Below are 15,138 nucleotides of genomic sequence, written 5' to 3'. Positions count from 1 at the left end.
TATGCCTGCTCCCATACAGCGTTCCTCCCTCCCGTCCCGTTTGGTGGCGATGGCAGTGCTTTGTATGGGAGTGGGGGCGGCTACCATACAGCCACTATGGGCTGCAGCACCCGTAGTATCTGCACCAGACCCGTTGGCATTCAGCACAACGCAGCCTGACCAGTTGCCACCTTTAGCCCCCACACGTGGGGCGCATGGCATGGCCGTTTCTGCCCAACGCCTTGCATCCGAAGCAGGCGCGCACATTCTGGCCCAAGGTGGCAACGCCGCAGATGCCGCCGTAGCTATGGGTTATGCACTGGCAGTTGTTTACCCTGCCGCAGGCAATTTAGGGGGCGGTGGCTTTATGCTGCTGCGTGCACCGGGCAAACAGCAAAGCGTTTTTCTGGATTTTCGGGAAAAAGCCCCTGCCGCCGCCACCCCCACCATGTTTTTAGATGAGCACGGCAATGTGCTGCCCGATCAATCCGTAATAGGGTGGAAAGCAGTTGCCATTCCCGGCACCGTTGCGGGGCTGGAGGAAGTGCACAAACGCTGGGGCAAATTGCCGCGTCAGGCCGTGCTGGCCCCGGCTATTCGGCTTGCGCGTGAAGGGTTTTTGCTGGAAGCCGGAGACGTAGCGCTTCTGAACACCTCTACCGCGGCATTTCGTAAAGACCCCTACGCACGGGCCGTTTTCCTGCGCCCAGATGGTTCTCCCCTACAGGTGGGGGACAAGCTGGTACAAAAAGATCTCGCCCACTCGCTTGAGCAGATTGCCCGCCACGGTGCGGATGCTTTTTACAAAGGCCCCATTGCCCACGCCATTGTAAAGGCTTCTCGCAAAAACGGCGGCATCCTCACCCTTGCGGATTTTGCACATTATGCACCGCGCGAACTCCCTCCGCTAACGTGTCATTATCGTGGATTAGAGGTAGAAACCGCACCGCCCCCAAGTGCGGGTGGCGTTGCGTTGTGTGAAATGCTGAACATTCTGGGTGGCTACAACATGCAAACCCTTGGTTTGCATACCGCTCCCGCTTTACAGCGCGAAATTGAAGCCATGCGCCACGCTTATTCTGACAGGCGTGACTTGGGTGACCCAGCTTTTGTGCCCAACCCCAGCCAACATTTGCTAGACCCAGCCTACGCAACCGAAATACGGACGCATATCCCCACAGACCATGCCGTGCCTTCGACATCCTTGAAAGCCGGGGATGCCTCTGCCGAAAAACCCGAAACCACGCAGTTTTCTGTCATGGATAAAAATGGCTTTGCCATTTCCACCACTTACACACTGAACGGGTGGTTTGGGGCCAAAGTGATTGGTGGCAATACTGGCATCTTCATGAATGATGAGATGGATGATTTTTCCATCAAACCCGGCGCGCCCAATATGTTTGGTATTCCCGGCAGCACAGCCAATGCCATTGCTCCGGGTAAAACACCTCTTTCTTCCATGACACCCACCATCCTCTCCCGCAATGGCAAACCCATTATGGTGATAGGCAGCCCCGGTGGCTCTCGCATTCCTACTATTGTGCTGTCTGTTATTCTGGGTGTTGTGGATTATGGCCTAGATATCCAGCAGGCCATTGATCTGCCGCGCCTACACGAGCAGTGGATGCCCGATGCGGTGGAAATAGAATCCGGCACAGTCTCCTCGGCTGTAGAACGCACGCTGGAGCATGAGGGCTATCATTTTGCCCCGCATGCACCATGGGGTATACCGGAGGGTATTCTGGCCGGCAGCCCGCGCTTAACAGACCAAACCACAGGTGCACCACCCTATTTTGGCGGGTATGACAGACGCCACCCCGGCGGTGCAGCTATAGGCGAATAAGCCTATAGCCTGTCCAGCTTGTGGGTTTCTCCCTTAGGGTCTTTTACCTGCCGCGGGCCTTGCACGTATTCAGGCCCCAAGGGCACCTTGCCGTACCCTCCGGGGATATCCAGCACATAAAGCGGCCATGCCAAACCGGTTACACGCCCGCGCAATCCTGCAAGCAGGCGCTGCCCCTCCTCTACCGGCACATGAAAATGCGCCGTGCCGGGGGCTGGGTCTAGCTGATGCAGATAATACGGGCGCATGCGCGTTTCCACCATGGCACGGAACAGATCTTCCAGCGCCTGTTCGCTATCATTCACACCACGCAGCAGAACAGACTGCCCCAATAGCGGAATACCCCTGCGCACAATGCGCTTAAGGCATGCTCGTGCAGGTTCCGACATCTCGCGCGCATGGTTGATGTGCACGGCCATCCACATGGCTTTGTTTGTTTCCAGCGCATCCAGCAGAGCGTCTGTTACCCGCTCTGGGTCCGCTACGGGCACGCGGCTATGCACACGAATGGTCGTGACATGCGGCATACTTGAAAGCTCCGCTACAATATGACCAAGCCGACGCGGAGAGAGCATAAGCGGATCTCCGCCCGTTAGAATCACTTCGCGAATCTGCTTATGTGTACGCAGCCACTCCAGCGCCTGTTCCAACGCGGCATCATCCAACACACCGCCATCTGGCCCCACATGCTCGCGCCTAAAACAGAATCGGCAATAAAGCGGGCAAATCAACAAGGGCTTCAGCAACGCCCGATCTGCGTAACGATGCACAATGCCGGGAACGGGTGAAAGTGCGTTATCACCAATAGGGTCGGAACGCTCCTCTGGCGCAATCTCCAATTCCTGCGCAGAAGGAACAACCTGTATGCCTATCGGATCATCCGGCGAGGTGATTAAATCCAGAAAAGCTGGCGGAATGGCCGTAGCATAATGTTGGGCAACATCATCCAGCATTTCGTGCTGTTGGGGAGGCACCAAACCGGCTGCTATCAGATCATCCGGGGTGCGCAGTGTTTTGCGCCGCGAAAAAGAGGGCTTGACCGGGAAAGACATGTCACGCCTCTACTCCCCTCATGTCAGACTCTGCAACTGTTCAGCCCAATCCGGGTCTAAAAGACCCCGATCATATTCTTGACCGGCTTCCTTTTCTGCTGCGCCGCAATCTGGTTGTGCGCGGGGCGCGTGCCTTTCTGGAAGCTCGCGGCTGCGTGGAAGTGGAAACACCTTACGCCGTGCCCACACCGGGGGAAGAGGTGCACCTGCAACCTTTCCATACCGTGCGGGAAACCCCTGATGGCATGCAACAAAATCTGTTCCTGCACACCAGCCCGGAATTTGCCATGAAGCGTATTGTGGCTGCCACTGGGCTGCCTGTTTTTCAGTTTGCGCGTGTCTGGCGGAATGGAGAAGGCAGTTACCTCCATGCTCCCGAATTTACCATGTTGGAATGGTACCAACCCAACATGACACTGGAAGGACTGATGGATGAAACCGAAGCCCTTTTGCAAGCGGTGTTACCGCCGATTCTCCAACATTCAGGCCATAGTCTGAGCATATCTGGGCCGTTTGAGCGGCTCACAATGCAAGAAGCGTTCCATCGCCATGCGGGTGTAGATCTGCTGCCCACAGAAGGAAACGCGCAGGCCTTGGCAAAAGCAGCAAGCTGCACATTGCGTGAAGGGGAAACGTGGGAAGACCTCTTTTTCCGCCTGTTGATGGAGCGGATAGAACCGGCCATTGGCCGTACACGCCCCACCTTTCTAACCCATTGGCCTGCCAGCCAAGCCGCATTGGCGCGCAAAAGCCCGCAAGACCCACGCGTTGCCCTACGGTTTGAACTTTATGCCGCGGGCATGGAGTTAGCGAACGCTTTTGAAGAACTAACAGACACCACAGAACAACGTGCCCGCTTTAAGGCCGACCGCCACCAGCGCCAAACTCTGTACCCCAACCGTCCAGAATGGCCAGTGGATGAAAAACTGCTAAGCGCCCTGCCCCATATGCCCGCCTGTTCTGGCATTGCACTGGGGTTTGATAGGTTGGTTATGCTGGCTTGCGGCACAACACGTATACAGAACGTCTTGTGGATAAACGGTTAGTCTGCAACATTTGGCGCAACCATAATATGTTGTTCAACATTTATCCGTATGATGCCCGGTTACAATACTGCCGGCGGGAGCCAGAGCTGCCATGATGCATAAAAGATTTATCCTGCTGCTGGGCGCTCTGGCCCTAACGGGTTGCCAAGTACCTAGCAAAAAGGAACGGCGCCAGCTTGATTCCATGATCGGCAAGCAAACAACTGATGTGGTGCGCACATTTGGCGTGCCCACGCGGCAGTTTGTTTCCGGCAACCACACCTTTTTGGCCTATATCAACCAGCAAACCGATTACACCATGCCCATGAGCGGTTGGGGATGGGATGGCGGCTGGGGTGGCTGGGGAGGATACGGCCCCGGCTGGGGTATGGGCGGTTGGGATGGTGGCTGGGGCGGTATGGGGGGTGGCATGGGCACAGCCTATACCTATACCTGCCAGACTACGTTTGAACTGGTAAACGGTATTGTAACAGCCTGGACAATGCGAGGAGACGGGTGCTGAGTATGCCCGGTGCAGTCTTCTACTTCATGAAGCCAGTCTTTCTTTTAGCGGCATGATCTTTTGGGAGACATCCATGCACCTTAAGCGTGTTCTGTACAGAACAGCCTTTAACCCACGTGCGCTTGCACCCGCTGCCATAGGCATTGCCGCCTTGGCACTTGGCGGCTGCACGCAAAGCCGCGCACGGCAGGATACGTATAAAGTTGCCAATTCAACCTGTTCGTACATGATGCCAACAGTTTCGGGCACACGCACTTACGCACCTGCAAAACCAAGCCAGACCCTAGAGGTAGAACCAAAAAGTGCTCCAGATAGCCAGGTTGCCTACCCCAACCCGGAAACACCGGCTTTTTGTGACCGCCCGCTGTCGGATACACTCCCGAGTTCTCTGGAAATGGCAGATTACACCCATCTGCTCAATACAACTGGCCTGTTAGCCACCTTACAGCGGAGTGGGCCATTTACAGTTTTCGGTATCCCGAATTCAGCACTAGAAACCTATAACGCCCAGACAGGCAACAAACTGACAAGCCCGGATAATACGGCTGTTATCAAGGAAATGCTGTCTTACACCATTGTTAAAGGGCGTTGGCCACTGGCCAAAATCAAGCAGGCTGCTCTGGCTTCTCCTACCCAGTCTGTCGGGCTTCCTACTCTGAATGGCCAGTTGCTTTCCGCGTGGGTGGATAGTCAGTCTGGCCAAGTTGTTATTGGCAATGGGCAGGGCATGACGTCTCACCTATGGGTTACGGGTATTCCGCAGTCTAACGGTGTGCTGTATTTTATGCAGGATCTGATTCTCCCACCAGTGCCGCAGCAAAGCGCCAGTGCTGCCACGCCTGTTTCTGCGGCCTCTGTAACCCCTGCCAGCCGCCCACTGCCCACAGCACAGGCACAGGCACAGGCACAGGCACAGGCACAGGCACAGGCACAGGCACAGGCACAGGCACAGGCACAGGCCAGCACGATTGCAGCCCGCACGCAACCGGCCACCCCCTCCTACACATCCCGCAAGGAAAACCTTACAACACCACCTGTTTTACAACTGCCCTAAAAACAGTTTGGGAACATGCAAAAAGCCCCTGCCAGTTTTGCACTGGCAGGGGCTTTTTTAATGGGTAAAGCAGGTGAAAAGCCTGCTCATACCGCAGCAAAATTAGAGGGCAGACTGCGCCTTATCCAGCACCATGCTGCACAGCTTGGTTTTCAGCTCACCCTTCAGGTTGGCCAAGGAGAACATCTGGTTATTGCCGGTTTGCAGCAGACCCCGCTGGCCGGCTTCATACGCGCTGGAAGATGTTACGCCCGGCTGCTGTGTCAGGCTGCCCAGAACGGACTGCGCCGTGGAAGAACCCTGCTGAAGCACATTGTTCTGCACACAATACCCAAGAATACCGGCCAGATTGCCTGTGCTGGCAGAAGAAAGGCTTGGCAGCATGCTGGATGCCATGCTTGCGCCTTGGCTTTCCACGCCGCTTTCAGCACCAGACAGGGCATTTTTACCAATGGAGCCCAGTCCACCACCAAAACCCTGTGCATGCACAGCCGGAGCAGCAACAACACCAGCAGCCATAGCCAGCATCAGGAATGTTTTTTTATTCAGCATGGAAAATATCCAGTTCTCGATAATCTTGCCGCTTCCTTCATCCGCAGATCAGCATGATCTGTTCGATCAGAAAGCGCGTTCTGATACTTAGCATTGCCCTCAAACATGGCAAAAACCCGTATCAAACCCGACAAAAATCAGCCTTGCCACGTGTCCGGCTGCTGCCACCACTGTTCGGAGGGCATAACAAAATCTGCCCCGCTGGCGCTCAACACTGCCAGATCAGCCGGTGTTTGTGCCTGCGCCACCACCGGCAGTTCCATCATTAAAGACCACCAGCGTGTAAGTGCTGAAACAGTTTCAAGCGAGGCACCATTTTCTGCGCCAAAGCAGATATAATCTGCGCCATCTTCACCAGCGCACATGGCGGCATCACGGCTTTCTCCAACAGCAACACCAAGCTGGAGATCCGGCCCAATAATGCGCCGCACATCCTTTACAGAAGCCGCCGTATAGGAAGGAGAAAGGTGTACGCCATCGCACCCGGTTTCCTGCGCAAGGGTCGGGGCATTTTCCAGCATCAGGGCAATATCACGCGCCTGAATGACTGGCTTAAGAAGCAACACAGCCTGCCGGGCCGTTGCCACAGGCATATCCGCCAGCCGCAGCAACAAGGCTGCGGGCTGGTGGGTAGCTAAACCTGCTTCAAGAACAGGTAAAAAAGCCTGCGCATCAGACACAGCAGGCGTGACAAGATAAAGATCAGACATAGTGCTCCTTATCTCATGCCCGCTGCGCAGATACTATGGCTGTTTCAGCCTTTGAAAATGGTGGTGATTTTGTCCAGCAGAGCCAGAGCTTCTGCCTTCGGACGCTGGAACACGTTACGGCCGATAATGGAACCGAAGCCGCCACCATCCTGAATACCCTGAATGGTCTGCAACAGGTCATCCGTGCTGGTATGTGCACCACCAGAGAAGATCACGATACGGCGGCCTGCAAAGCAGGACTGCACCACGTGCTGCACACGGGCAGCCAGAGTGGCAACGTCAATCTTGTTCTGCTCATACACTGGTTTGTTGGCATCCAGTGCAACAACTTCAGTCGGCGGCTTTACCTTGATAATGTGCGCACCCGTCAGCGCAGCCATATGTGCGGCGTAGGCGCAAACATCCACTGCGGTTTCAGCTTTTTTGTCCAGCACGGGGCCACGTGGGTAGCTCCATACAATAACGGCCAAACCAGCAGCCTTAGCTTCTGCTGCCAGTTCGCGCAGTTCTTCCATCTGCTCGAAGCAGTATTCGGACCCCGGATAGATGGTGAAACCAATAGCAGAGCAACCCAGACGCAGTGCATCAGACACGGTGCCCGTTACAGCCTGATCTTTTTCCGTTGCAAGGCTGTTGGAGCTGTTGCACTTCAGAATCAGCGGAATTTCGCCAGCATATGTTGCGGCGCCACATTCCAGCATGCCCAGCGGCGCTGCATAGCCGCTTAGGCCTGCTTCAATCGCCAGTTCAAAGTGATAATGCGGATCATACGCTGCCGGATTGGCTGCAAAGGAACGGGCCGGGCCATGCTCAAACCCCTGATCAACCGGCAAAATCACCAGCTTGCCTGTGCCACCCAGCTTACCTGCGTTGAGCAGCCGCGCCAGATTCATCTTGGTGCCGGGATTATCGCTCTCGTACTGGTCGAGAATAGCCTTAACCTTGGGGGTAAGTGTCATGGGTAACAATCCTTTTTTTGCCTTGTGTCCGGCAGTTTATTTTCCGGATCTGAGGATTGGCAATAACCGTCGGTGAAATACCCGACAAGAGAAGACGTGTGACATAATGATGGTATAAGGTGAAATGATGGCGGGCGGGCGCTCAATAGCATGCCAAATTCCTGCGTATAAACTGCTTTTACCGCATTAAACTGGGCAGCAGGAGCCTGCAACACAGCGTGTTTTTGGCCCATGCGCACAGCACCCAGCGCATAAGCTGCGCTGCCACCGCAATCCAGCGCATGCCAAAATGCAAGGCCTATCGAATCCTCCAGCGCTGCAATAAGTGCCAACCACCACCCTGCCCCCATAAACCCAGCCGCACCTGGGGCAGAAAGAAAACCAAAACGTGCGCTTGCACCCTCTATCATGCCCTCTACCTTACGCGCAGCATGATAGGCAGCCATGCCAGATTCGTATCCATCAATCGTAAATAACTTGTCTGGCGGCAGTTTTGGTAAGAAAAATGAAGCGTTTTTGGTTAGCATGCTTGACGCCATCGCGTTTGCGGGTGATTCCTGAGCACAGTTGACAAAAACAAGAATGCAGGATCAAGCCGTGGAGCCGTCTTTGCCCCAGACTGACGAACACGCTGGTAAACAGCACCCGGCCACACAGCCACCGGCTGGGCAAGACCCCATAGCCCGGCTGGATCGTGCCTTGCAACGCATTTCCTTTGCTGTTGAAAAAGGGCTGCAACAGCAAACCCGCACGGGCACGGAAAAACAGGAACTGGTGGCCAATGTAGATGCCCTTCTCTCCCGCGTGCGAGATGCGCTGGAACGGGCAGAAAAGCCATCTTCCCTTACCTTTTATCACCCGGCAGAACACGAACAGGGAAACTGATACAGCATGGCACTTGTTTCGGTTCGGATTAACGGCCACAGCTATACGGTAGGGTGCGATAACGGGCAGGAACGCCACGTTCAGGCCATGGCCCAGCAGGTAGAGCGCCGCGTGCAGCGCGTGCGTGACATGGGCTTTAGCGGAGATGCCCGGGTACTGGTTCTGGCCGCCCTTTTAATGGCGGATGAAATACAGGATCTTTCTGGCAGCCGCGTGCCAGATGCCACCATACAGGCTGCAAAAGATGCCGAACGCCTACGGGCGGAGCAGGCCCTTACAGCCGGCCGCTTAGCAGATTTGGCCGAACGTGCGGAATCTCTTGCAGCAGAGCTTGAGCGCGCCTACATAGATGAGGCGGGGCTGCCCAACGCGTGAGGCAAGTCATCCCCTGGGCCGATAAGCACTTCCTAGGGAGCTGGCTCTGTTGTGGCCCTGGTCACATTACCCGGCGCCCACCTGCACTCGCAGGTCCTGGAGGTTGAAAGACCCACGGTTCATGGTGGCTCCGCACATTTTTCCCCCACAAGGTGATCCGCCTGCTGTGGCCGCGCGCAAAAAAGAATTGCGCCAACACTGCATGGCCACGCTAAAAGCGCGTGATGAAGCGCTGGATAGCGGTATCCTTACCCACCTGCATACACTTCTGCGCCCCCTGTTGCCTGCTGTTGTTGCCGGCGTGTGGCCCCTACCGCATGAAGTCAATCTATGCCCGCTGTGCCACATATTGGTGGATACAGGCGCAACTATTGTACTGCCTGAAACACCACCACGCGGGCAGCCTCTTATTTTTCGGCGCTGGACGCCCCATGCCCCCATGATGCAAGGCCGTTTTGGCACTGAGTTTCCTGATGGCCCGGTTCTGCAACCCACCATTATATTGGTGCCCTTGCTGGGGTTTGATCGCACAGGCAACCGGCTGGGATATGGTGGCGGATATTATGATCGCACTTTGGCCGCCCTACCCGATGCACGCAGCATTGGGTATGCGCCATCTTGCCAAGAATTAGACAGTCTTCCTGCTGGCCCGTATGACAGGCCGCTTTCCTGTATTGTGACTGAAAAGGAGATTCTCCGTTTTGACTAACAACAAACACAGGAAACCTCTGGCGTGAGACTCCTTTTCCTGGGTGATATTGTTGGCCGCACTGGCCGCGAAGCCGTTTTAAGCCGCCTGCCTGCCCTGCGTGAAAAATTGGCGCTGGATCTGGTTGTGGTCAATGCTGAAAACGCCAGCCACGGCTTTGGCCTTTCCCCCGCCATTGCCACATCTTTGCTGCAAGGCGGCGTAGATGTGCTTACCCTTGGCAACCATGCGTGGGATCGGCGCGATCTGATCGGGCATATTACCTCCGAACCTCGCATTGTGCGCCCGCTCAACTACCCCCCCGGTACGCCCGGCCAAGGCAGCGTGGTGGTAGAACTGGCAGATGGCCGCAAAGCTCTTGTGGTCAACGTGATGGGCCGCCTGTTCATGGACCCGCTGGATGATCCCTTCCGGTGCATGAATGAACTGCTCAACAAGCATCGCCTTGGCGCTACCATACAGGCGGCCATTGTGGATGTGCATGCAGAAGCCACAAGCGAAAAATGGGCAATGGGCCATATGCTGGATGGCCGTGTATCTCTGGTCGTGGGTACGCACACACATACCCCCACGGCAGACCATCGGATTCTGGCCGCTGGCACAGCGTTTCAGACAGATGCTGGGATGTGCGGAGATTACGACAGCGTTATTGGCATGACCAAGGAACCCGCGGTTACCCGTTTTGTACGCAAAATGCCGGGCGAACGCCTACAACCCGCAGAAGGCGAAGCCACAATATGCGGGATTATGGTGGAAACAGAAGATGCCACGGGCCTTGCCCGCCGTGTGGCTCCCCTCCGCCAAGGAGGCTTGCTGGCCCAGACACTGCCTGATTTCTAAATCAGGCTACGTGTTTCCGGCACGGCTTTACGCATCCTGAGTTTTCAAGACAGCCACAGCTTGCTGCGTTGCAATCGTAAGGGGCTGCGGCAACGCATCCAGCGCAAACCATTCCAGCCCATTATGTTTATGGGGCTCGCAGATATGGGGCTGCCCCGTGTACTGCTGCACCCTGTAAACGGGAGCAACCCAGTGCGTGCCTGCGGCCGGATCAATCTGATCCACCACGCAAAGCAACGCACCTAACTGCACGTTTAAGCCGGTTTCTTCCTGCACTTCGCGGATAACGGCAGCCGGTACGGTTTCAAACGGATCTACCTTGCCGCCCGGCAACCCCCAGCAGCCTGCTTCTGGCTGCTTGAGGCGACGCAGCAGCAAAATATGGCCTGCATTATTCAGAATAGCAGCGCCACACCCTACTGCGGGTGAGGTTGGTGGTGCATTCACCACACCAATCTTTTAATAGCCGCAACCGGGGCCAAACCTACGGCCTTGGCTTCTTCTTTTGCCAGCTGGATGTCATCCCCGATCATTTCCTGATGGATGCCCCCCAAAATCCACAGCCCGGCAACGCCCACAGCAGAAGCACCGCGCATATCGGTAGCCAGTGCATCACCAATGGCCAGAATACGCGGGCGTGGCACATTCAGCATCTCAAAAACAGGCTCGTACACACGGGGGTATGGCTTACCTATCCAACTAACCTTGCCGCCTTGTTCCGCGTAAAAGGCTGCCAGAGCCCCAGCACAAATCTGCCGCTTGCCACCTTTTACCACCACCATATCCGGGTTGGCGCACACCATTGGCAGGCCACGTTCCAGACAAGCACGCAGTTCTGGCAGATATGGATCCAGTGATCCCACGCCGCGCTCGGCATCTGGCCCGGTGTTCATAATAAAATCGGCATCTGCAGGCTGTGCTACGCGCTGCACGTCCAGCCCGTTGTACAGACCCAGATCATGCGTGCCGCCAATATGCAGCACTTTCTGGCCCAGATTGGCAAACCACGGGTCTGTCCGGGCTTTTAACAAACGGCGCGTTTCTTCACCACTTGTCATCACCCCATCATGCAGTTCACGCGAAATACCAAAGGCTTCAAGCTGCGCACATACGACATCTGCCGGACGCGGCGCATTGGAAAGCATGACAATTTTTTTGCCTGATGCACGCAGGGCCTGCAAACACTCTACGGCACCGGGATATGGCTGCACACCATCATGCACCGTGCCCCATAGATCTATAATGTAGCCATCGTACTGGTCTGCCAGCGCGGCAAGGCCTGTGATCTGCTGCATATCTTCTACAGTTTGCTGCGCTGTCATAAATCTTTGCCCCGAATATCATCCAACGTTTCAATGCCCTGCGCGCGCATGATGTGCTGCATCTCACGCTTCAGCCGCTCCACCAGTGCGGGGCCTTCATAAGCAAATGCTGTGTAAACCTGCACCAGATCAGCCCCAAGGCGGATTCGGGTAAGAATGTCTTCTCCGCTTTCAATACCGCCACAGGCTATCAGTGCCAGACGGCCTGCCGCAGCCTGTGCAACCAGACGCAGCATTTCCGTAGCGCGCGGTTTAAGCGGACGGCCAGAAAGCCCCCCAGCTTCTGTGCGATACGAACTTTGCAGAGAATCGGGACGCGCCAGCGTGGTGTTGGTGACAATCAGCCCCTGCGCACCACCGGCTACGGCAGCTTCTACAATTGGGCCAATGGCATCATCTTCCAGATCTGGCGCCAGCTTAATCAACAGCGGCGGCCGTTCTGCATGACGGGCCGAAATGGCATCCAGAATCCCACGCAGGCGGGCGGCATCCTGCAAGCCACGCAAGCCCGGCGTATTGGGGGAAGAGACATTTAGCACAATGTAATTAACGTATGGCTTAACGCGGGCCACCAGTTCTGGGTAATCGCGCTCCGGGTCGGCACCGGTTTTGTTAATACCGATATTGGCGCCTACAGGCACCCCGGCCCCACCGCCACGGCCAGATGGCAACGGGCGGGACAGACGCGCCAGACGCACGGCAAACTTATCGATACCCTGATTATTAAAGCCCATACGGTTGATAACCGCCCGATCTTCCGTAAGGCGGAAAAGCCGAGGCTTGGGGTTACCCGCCTGCGGGCGTGGCGTAACAGTTCCGGCTTCTACAAACCCGAATCCCAACTGTGCCAAAGGGCGCAGAACACGGGCGTTCTTATCAAACCCGGCCGCAATGCCAATGGGGTTGGAAAACCGCATACCCAGCACACGCGTGGCTAGGGCAGGATCATCCTTGGGCCGCTTTATGGGCACGGATACGCCCAGTGTTAGGGCATCCAAGGCCAGTTCATGGGCCTGTTCCGGATCTAACCGGCGCAGGAATGGGAGAGAGAGTGAGGCAAGCACAGACATGCCTTGTGTACTGCCTCATGCCCAGCCTCAAGAAAAGCAGAAAAAACAGGGCCACCACAGAAGCGTGAGAAAAGTTGATGCATTTTTATCTTGATAATGAGAATTATTCTCATCTAAAGAGAGTTATCGCACACATGCCACACAAAGGATGAAGGCATCTGCCTTCAGGAATGCGCCATGACACGTTCACCTGTTTACCTGACGGATCTTGCCTGCAGCGAACGGCTGACACTTTGGACCATTCGCCGCCTTGCAGGAATACAAACAAACCCGCATACGCCCACAGCCGGGCCATCGGGCGGCCTGTTTCTGCCCTGCTTCAGGCGGGAATTTTTGGCTGTTGCACAAACCTTTCATGATGCCCTGACAGATATGGCCGCACTGGAAATGCCTGCACTGGATATTCGGGTAGGCTGCGCTCTTTCTGTTACCAGCACAGAGTATCGCCTTTTGTTGGCAACAGAAGCCGCACAGAATGAACGTAATGCAGATATGGAAGACCTACTTAAGCCGCTTGTGCCATTTGCTGGCCTGCGTACACGCCTTGCTTCCGCCATTACAACGCTAGGAGCCTGCCTTGCTGGGGCAGGATACTGGCTCTCTCATAGTTCCAGCCGTGTTGTTCCCACCAAGGCATCGGAACGTCCATCTGCTTATGGGGCCTACCCAGCCACAGCGGCACTTTCCCTTGCACGCTGGCATGATCTGGATATGCAGCCCAAGCAAATTGTGGCGCATTGGCAGGATCGTGCCACCTCAAAATACCAGTATTCGCAAGGGTTTCCGGTATCTTAAGCAACATCATCATTTTTCTACGGGGAAGCGTGGCTCCAAATATTAGGAAGCGTTTTCCCCTTTCATTTTAAAGTTGAGACCTTCTGCTTTTGTTAAAAAGATCCAACACACAGAATTTTCAGCCAGATTTGTTTTCTGTTTGTTCCCTTTTGCGCTGCCTTCTGCTAACATCCACGGGTGATGACAGCAGTTGTACGCCGCATTATCCATATTGATATGGATGCTTTTTATGCATCTGTTGAACAACGAGACAATCCAGCGCTTAAAGGCCAACCTGTAGCGGTAGGCCGATGCCAGGAACGCGGTGTGGTTGCTGCCGCCAGTTATGAAGCCCGAAAATTTGGCGTGCGTTCGGCCATGCCCTCGGTGCAGGCACAGCGCAAATGCCCGAACCTGATTTTTGTGCCGCCACGTTTTGATGTTTATCGTGCAGTTTCTGCCCAAATTCACGCCATTTTTGCGCGTTATACCCCCCTTATTCAGCCTCTTTCGTTAGATGAAGCCTATCTGGATGTAACGAATCCGCTGCTTCTCCGCCCCTCTGCCACAGCAATTGCAGAAGAAATACGCGCGGCCATTTTGCATGAAACCGGGCTTACGGCCTCGGCGGGTGTGTCTTACAATAAGTTTCTGGCCAAGCTGGCCTCAGATTACCGCAAACCCAATGGTCAATTTGTTATTCCGCCCAACCGTGGGGAAGCATTTGTAGCCAACCTGCCCGTAAACGCTTTTCATGGCGTGGGGCCAGCTACAGCCCGGCGAATGCATACACTCGGCATTCATACAGGTGCAGATTTACGTCGTTTTTCATTGGATATTTTACGCCAACATTTTGGTAAAGCGGCTGCTTTTTATTATGGCATCGCCCGTGGCAAAGATGATCGGTCAGTAGAACCAAACAGACCGCGCAAATCACTCGGCAAGGAAATAACGTTCGCGCAGGATTTGCGCACCTCAGCCGAATTACACGCGGCTCTGCATGAACTGGCCGCAAAAGTGTGGGCAGGCTGCCAAAAACGTAACCTGACAGGCCGTACGATCACCCTGAAACTGCGCTATACAGACTTCAACCAATGCACGCGCAGCCTCTCTTTGGCCGATCCGGTGCAAGATCAAGAAATTCTAGCCGAGATGGCGTGCCGGTTACTTGCGCCATTGCTGCCTGTACGCGCTCCGGTAAGACTTTTGGGTATTACACTTTCCACTCTTTTAAGCCCGCAAGATCAAGAAGCCACAACGCAGCTTTCTTTACTTTCATAGATAATAAATAACATTTTTATCCTAAGCAACAGTACTTATATTTAAATTATTTCTATATCAAAACAAAATATTTGCACTTCTCTTTCCTGATATTCATATGAATTCTGTATATTCCTTATACGTTTCAACTTCATTCTTACGCACTATTCATATTTAATTGCGATTATTTAACGGTTCCATCTTTA

General features: G+C 54.9%; 17 protein-coding genes, 1 other RNA gene and 1 pseudogene. 11 read left to right on the top strand and 8 right to left on the bottom strand.

Annotated features, from left to right (window positions below; translation table 11 throughout):
- Position 1: 1 nt before the first annotated feature.
- Complete coding sequence (gene ggt, locus ACP7IZ_RS05160; RefSeq protein ID WP_426848120.1) at positions 2–1,822, top strand: gamma-glutamyltransferase; 1,821 nt, start codon at positions 2–4, stop codon at positions 1,820–1,822.
- A 2-nt stretch (positions 1,823–1,824) separates the two neighbouring features.
- Here ggt and ACP7IZ_RS05155 read toward each other — a convergent pair whose 3' ends face one another.
- Positions 1,825–2,874, bottom strand: a complete 1,050-nt coding sequence (locus tag ACP7IZ_RS05155) for a lysine-2,3-aminomutase-like protein (RefSeq protein ID WP_426848119.1) — start codon at positions 2,872–2,874, stop codon at positions 1,825–1,827.
- Positions 2,875–2,894: 20 nt separating this feature from the next.
- Between ACP7IZ_RS05155 and epmA the strand changes: the two genes are divergently transcribed.
- The 3 genes from epmA (at position 2,895) to ACP7IZ_RS05140 (ending at position 5,476) form a co-directional block, all read left to right on the top strand.
- On the top strand, positions 2,895–3,920 hold the full coding sequence (gene epmA / locus ACP7IZ_RS05150; protein WP_426848118.1) for an EF-P lysine aminoacylase EpmA: 1,026 nt from the start codon (positions 2,895–2,897) through the stop codon (positions 3,918–3,920).
- 91 nt (positions 3,921–4,011) lie between these two features.
- Positions 4,012–4,422 (top strand): hypothetical protein, encoded by a 411-nt coding sequence (locus ACP7IZ_RS05145; RefSeq protein WP_006116827.1) that lies wholly within the window; start codon positions 4,012–4,014, stop codon positions 4,420–4,422.
- Between the two features lie 52 nt (positions 4,423–4,474).
- On the top strand, positions 4,475–5,476 hold the full coding sequence (locus tag ACP7IZ_RS05140) for a fasciclin domain-containing protein (RefSeq protein ID WP_426848117.1): 1,002 nt from the start codon (positions 4,475–4,477) through the stop codon (positions 5,474–5,476).
- A gap of 102 nt (positions 5,477–5,578) precedes the next feature.
- Here ACP7IZ_RS05140 and ACP7IZ_RS05135 read toward each other — a convergent pair whose 3' ends face one another.
- The 4 genes from ACP7IZ_RS05135 to ACP7IZ_RS05120 form a co-directional block, all read right to left on the bottom strand.
- Entirely contained in the window at positions 5,579–6,004 is a 426-nt protein-coding gene (locus ACP7IZ_RS05135; protein ID WP_426848242.1) for a DUF2501 domain-containing protein, read from the bottom strand.
- A gap of 161 nt (positions 6,005–6,165) precedes the next feature.
- The gene (locus ACP7IZ_RS05130) at positions 6,166–6,738 is read right to left on the bottom strand and encodes a thiamine phosphate synthase (RefSeq protein WP_426848116.1); all 573 of its coding nucleotides are present in this window, start codon (positions 6,736–6,738) and stop codon (positions 6,166–6,168) included.
- A gap of 44 nt (positions 6,739–6,782) precedes the next feature.
- Positions 6,783–7,697, bottom strand: a complete 915-nt coding sequence (locus ACP7IZ_RS05125; RefSeq protein ID WP_426848115.1) for a class I fructose-bisphosphate aldolase — start codon at positions 7,695–7,697, stop codon at positions 6,783–6,785.
- A complete protein-coding gene (locus tag ACP7IZ_RS05120; RefSeq protein ID WP_426848114.1) occupies positions 7,694–8,224 on the bottom strand; it encodes a hypothetical protein in 531 nt (176 codons plus the stop codon). Before ACP7IZ_RS05120 ends, ACP7IZ_RS05125 begins: the two co-directional genes overlap by 4 nt.
- A 55-nt stretch (positions 8,225–8,279) precedes the next feature.
- Between ACP7IZ_RS05120 and ACP7IZ_RS05115 the strand changes: the two genes are divergently transcribed.
- The 5 genes and pseudogenes from ACP7IZ_RS05115 (at position 8,280) to ACP7IZ_RS05095 (ending at position 10,506) form a co-directional block, all read left to right on the top strand.
- On the top strand, positions 8,280–8,582 hold the full coding sequence (locus tag ACP7IZ_RS05115) for a hypothetical protein (RefSeq protein WP_035352829.1): 303 nt from the start codon (positions 8,280–8,282) through the stop codon (positions 8,580–8,582).
- A 6-nt stretch (positions 8,583–8,588) separates the two neighbouring features.
- Positions 8,589–8,915 (top strand): annotated as a pseudogene (locus tag ACP7IZ_RS05110) (cell division protein ZapA); the annotation flags it as partial.
- Between the two features lie 21 nt (positions 8,916–8,936).
- Positions 8,937–9,092: non-coding RNA, 6S RNA (gene ssrS / locus ACP7IZ_RS05105), on the top strand.
- Positions 9,079–9,666: a 5-formyltetrahydrofolate cyclo-ligase gene (locus ACP7IZ_RS05100; RefSeq protein ID WP_426848113.1), complete on the top strand. Its 588-nt coding sequence runs from the start codon at positions 9,079–9,081 to the stop codon at positions 9,664–9,666. Before ssrS ends, ACP7IZ_RS05100 begins: the two co-directional genes overlap by 14 nt.
- Positions 9,667–9,690: 24 nt before the next feature.
- Positions 9,691–10,506: a TIGR00282 family metallophosphoesterase gene (locus ACP7IZ_RS05095; protein ID WP_006116819.1), complete on the top strand. Its 816-nt coding sequence runs from the start codon at positions 9,691–9,693 to the stop codon at positions 10,504–10,506.
- 27 nt (positions 10,507–10,533) lie between these two features.
- On the opposite strand, the gene ACP7IZ_RS05090 is transcribed toward ACP7IZ_RS05095, so the two are convergent.
- From ACP7IZ_RS05090 to ACP7IZ_RS05080, 3 genes are read right to left on the bottom strand one after another with little or no spacing between them, the layout of a single operon-like run.
- Positions 10,534–10,956 (bottom strand): NUDIX hydrolase, encoded by a 423-nt coding sequence (locus ACP7IZ_RS05090; RefSeq protein WP_426848112.1) that lies wholly within the window; start codon positions 10,954–10,956, stop codon positions 10,534–10,536.
- A complete protein-coding gene (locus ACP7IZ_RS05085) occupies positions 10,950–11,828 on the bottom strand; it encodes a TIGR01459 family HAD-type hydrolase (RefSeq protein WP_426848111.1) in 879 nt (292 codons plus the stop codon). The genes ACP7IZ_RS05090 and ACP7IZ_RS05085 overlap by 7 nt, the downstream gene beginning before the upstream one ends.
- Complete coding sequence (locus tag ACP7IZ_RS05080) at positions 11,825–12,898, bottom strand: quinone-dependent dihydroorotate dehydrogenase (RefSeq protein WP_006116816.1); 1,074 nt, start codon at positions 12,896–12,898, stop codon at positions 11,825–11,827. Before ACP7IZ_RS05080 ends, ACP7IZ_RS05085 begins: the two co-directional genes overlap by 4 nt.
- Positions 12,899–13,075: 177 nt before the next feature.
- Between ACP7IZ_RS05080 and ACP7IZ_RS05075 the strand changes: the two genes are divergently transcribed.
- Together ACP7IZ_RS05075 and dinB are read left to right on the top strand one after the other, a co-directional pair.
- A complete protein-coding gene (locus ACP7IZ_RS05075) occupies positions 13,076–13,693 on the top strand; it encodes a hypothetical protein (RefSeq protein ID WP_006116815.1) in 618 nt (205 codons plus the stop codon).
- Between the two features lie 180 nt (positions 13,694–13,873).
- On the top strand, positions 13,874–14,953 hold the full coding sequence (gene dinB / locus ACP7IZ_RS05070; protein WP_426848110.1) for a DNA polymerase IV: 1,080 nt from the start codon (positions 13,874–13,876) through the stop codon (positions 14,951–14,953).
- Positions 14,954–15,138: the final 185 nt, after the last annotated feature.

The sequence above is a fragment of the Acetobacter sp. AAB5 genome (genome assembly GCF_050106715.1).
Lineage (GTDB): Bacteria > Pseudomonadota > Alphaproteobacteria > Acetobacterales > Acetobacteraceae > Acetobacter > Acetobacter oryzifermentans.
Note: the sequence above shows the minus strand (reverse complement) of the source record. Positions and strands in the feature narration are given on the sequence as shown.

What these genes read in the sequence shown, in the direction of transcription:
- ggt (WP_426848120.1), top strand. Translation starts at nt 2, where the DNA reads ATGCCTGCTCCCATACAGCGTTCCTCCCTCCCGTCCCGTTTGGTGGCG.
- ACP7IZ_RS05155 (WP_426848119.1), bottom strand. Translation starts at nt 2,874, where the DNA reads ATGTCTTTCCCGGTCAAGCCCTCTTTTTCGCGGCGCAAAACACTGCGC.
- epmA (WP_426848118.1), top strand. Translation starts at nt 2,895, where the DNA reads ATGTCAGACTCTGCAACTGTTCAGCCCAATCCGGGTCTAAAAGACCCC.
- ACP7IZ_RS05145 (WP_006116827.1), top strand. Translation starts at nt 4,012, where the DNA reads ATGATGCATAAAAGATTTATCCTGCTGCTGGGCGCTCTGGCCCTAACG.
- ACP7IZ_RS05140 (WP_426848117.1), top strand. Translation starts at nt 4,475, where the DNA reads ATGATCTTTTGGGAGACATCCATGCACCTTAAGCGTGTTCTGTACAGA.
- ACP7IZ_RS05135 (WP_426848242.1), bottom strand. Translation starts at nt 6,004, where the DNA reads ATGCTGGCTATGGCTGCTGGTGTTGTTGCTGCTCCGGCTGTGCATGCA.
- ACP7IZ_RS05130 (WP_426848116.1), bottom strand. Translation starts at nt 6,738, where the DNA reads ATGTCTGATCTTTATCTTGTCACGCCTGCTGTGTCTGATGCGCAGGCT.
- ACP7IZ_RS05125 (WP_426848115.1), bottom strand. Translation starts at nt 7,697, where the DNA reads ATGACACTTACCCCCAAGGTTAAGGCTATTCTCGACCAGTACGAGAGC.
- ACP7IZ_RS05120 (WP_426848114.1), bottom strand. Translation starts at nt 8,224, where the DNA reads ATGCTAACCAAAAACGCTTCATTTTTCTTACCAAAACTGCCGCCAGAC.
- ACP7IZ_RS05115 (WP_035352829.1), top strand. Translation starts at nt 8,280, where the DNA reads ATGCAGGATCAAGCCGTGGAGCCGTCTTTGCCCCAGACTGACGAACAC.
- ACP7IZ_RS05100 (WP_426848113.1), top strand. Translation starts at nt 9,079, where the DNA reads ATGGTGGCTCCGCACATTTTTCCCCCACAAGGTGATCCGCCTGCTGTG.
- ACP7IZ_RS05085 (WP_426848111.1), bottom strand. Translation starts at nt 11,828, where the DNA reads ATGACAGCGCAGCAAACTGTAGAAGATATGCAGCAGATCACAGGCCTT.
- ACP7IZ_RS05080 (WP_006116816.1), bottom strand. Translation starts at nt 12,898, where the DNA reads ATGTCTGTGCTTGCCTCACTCTCTCTCCCATTCCTGCGCCGGTTAGAT.
- ACP7IZ_RS05075 (WP_006116815.1), top strand. Translation starts at nt 13,076, where the DNA reads ATGACACGTTCACCTGTTTACCTGACGGATCTTGCCTGCAGCGAACGG.
- dinB (WP_426848110.1), top strand. Translation starts at nt 13,874, where the DNA reads ATGACAGCAGTTGTACGCCGCATTATCCATATTGATATGGATGCTTTT.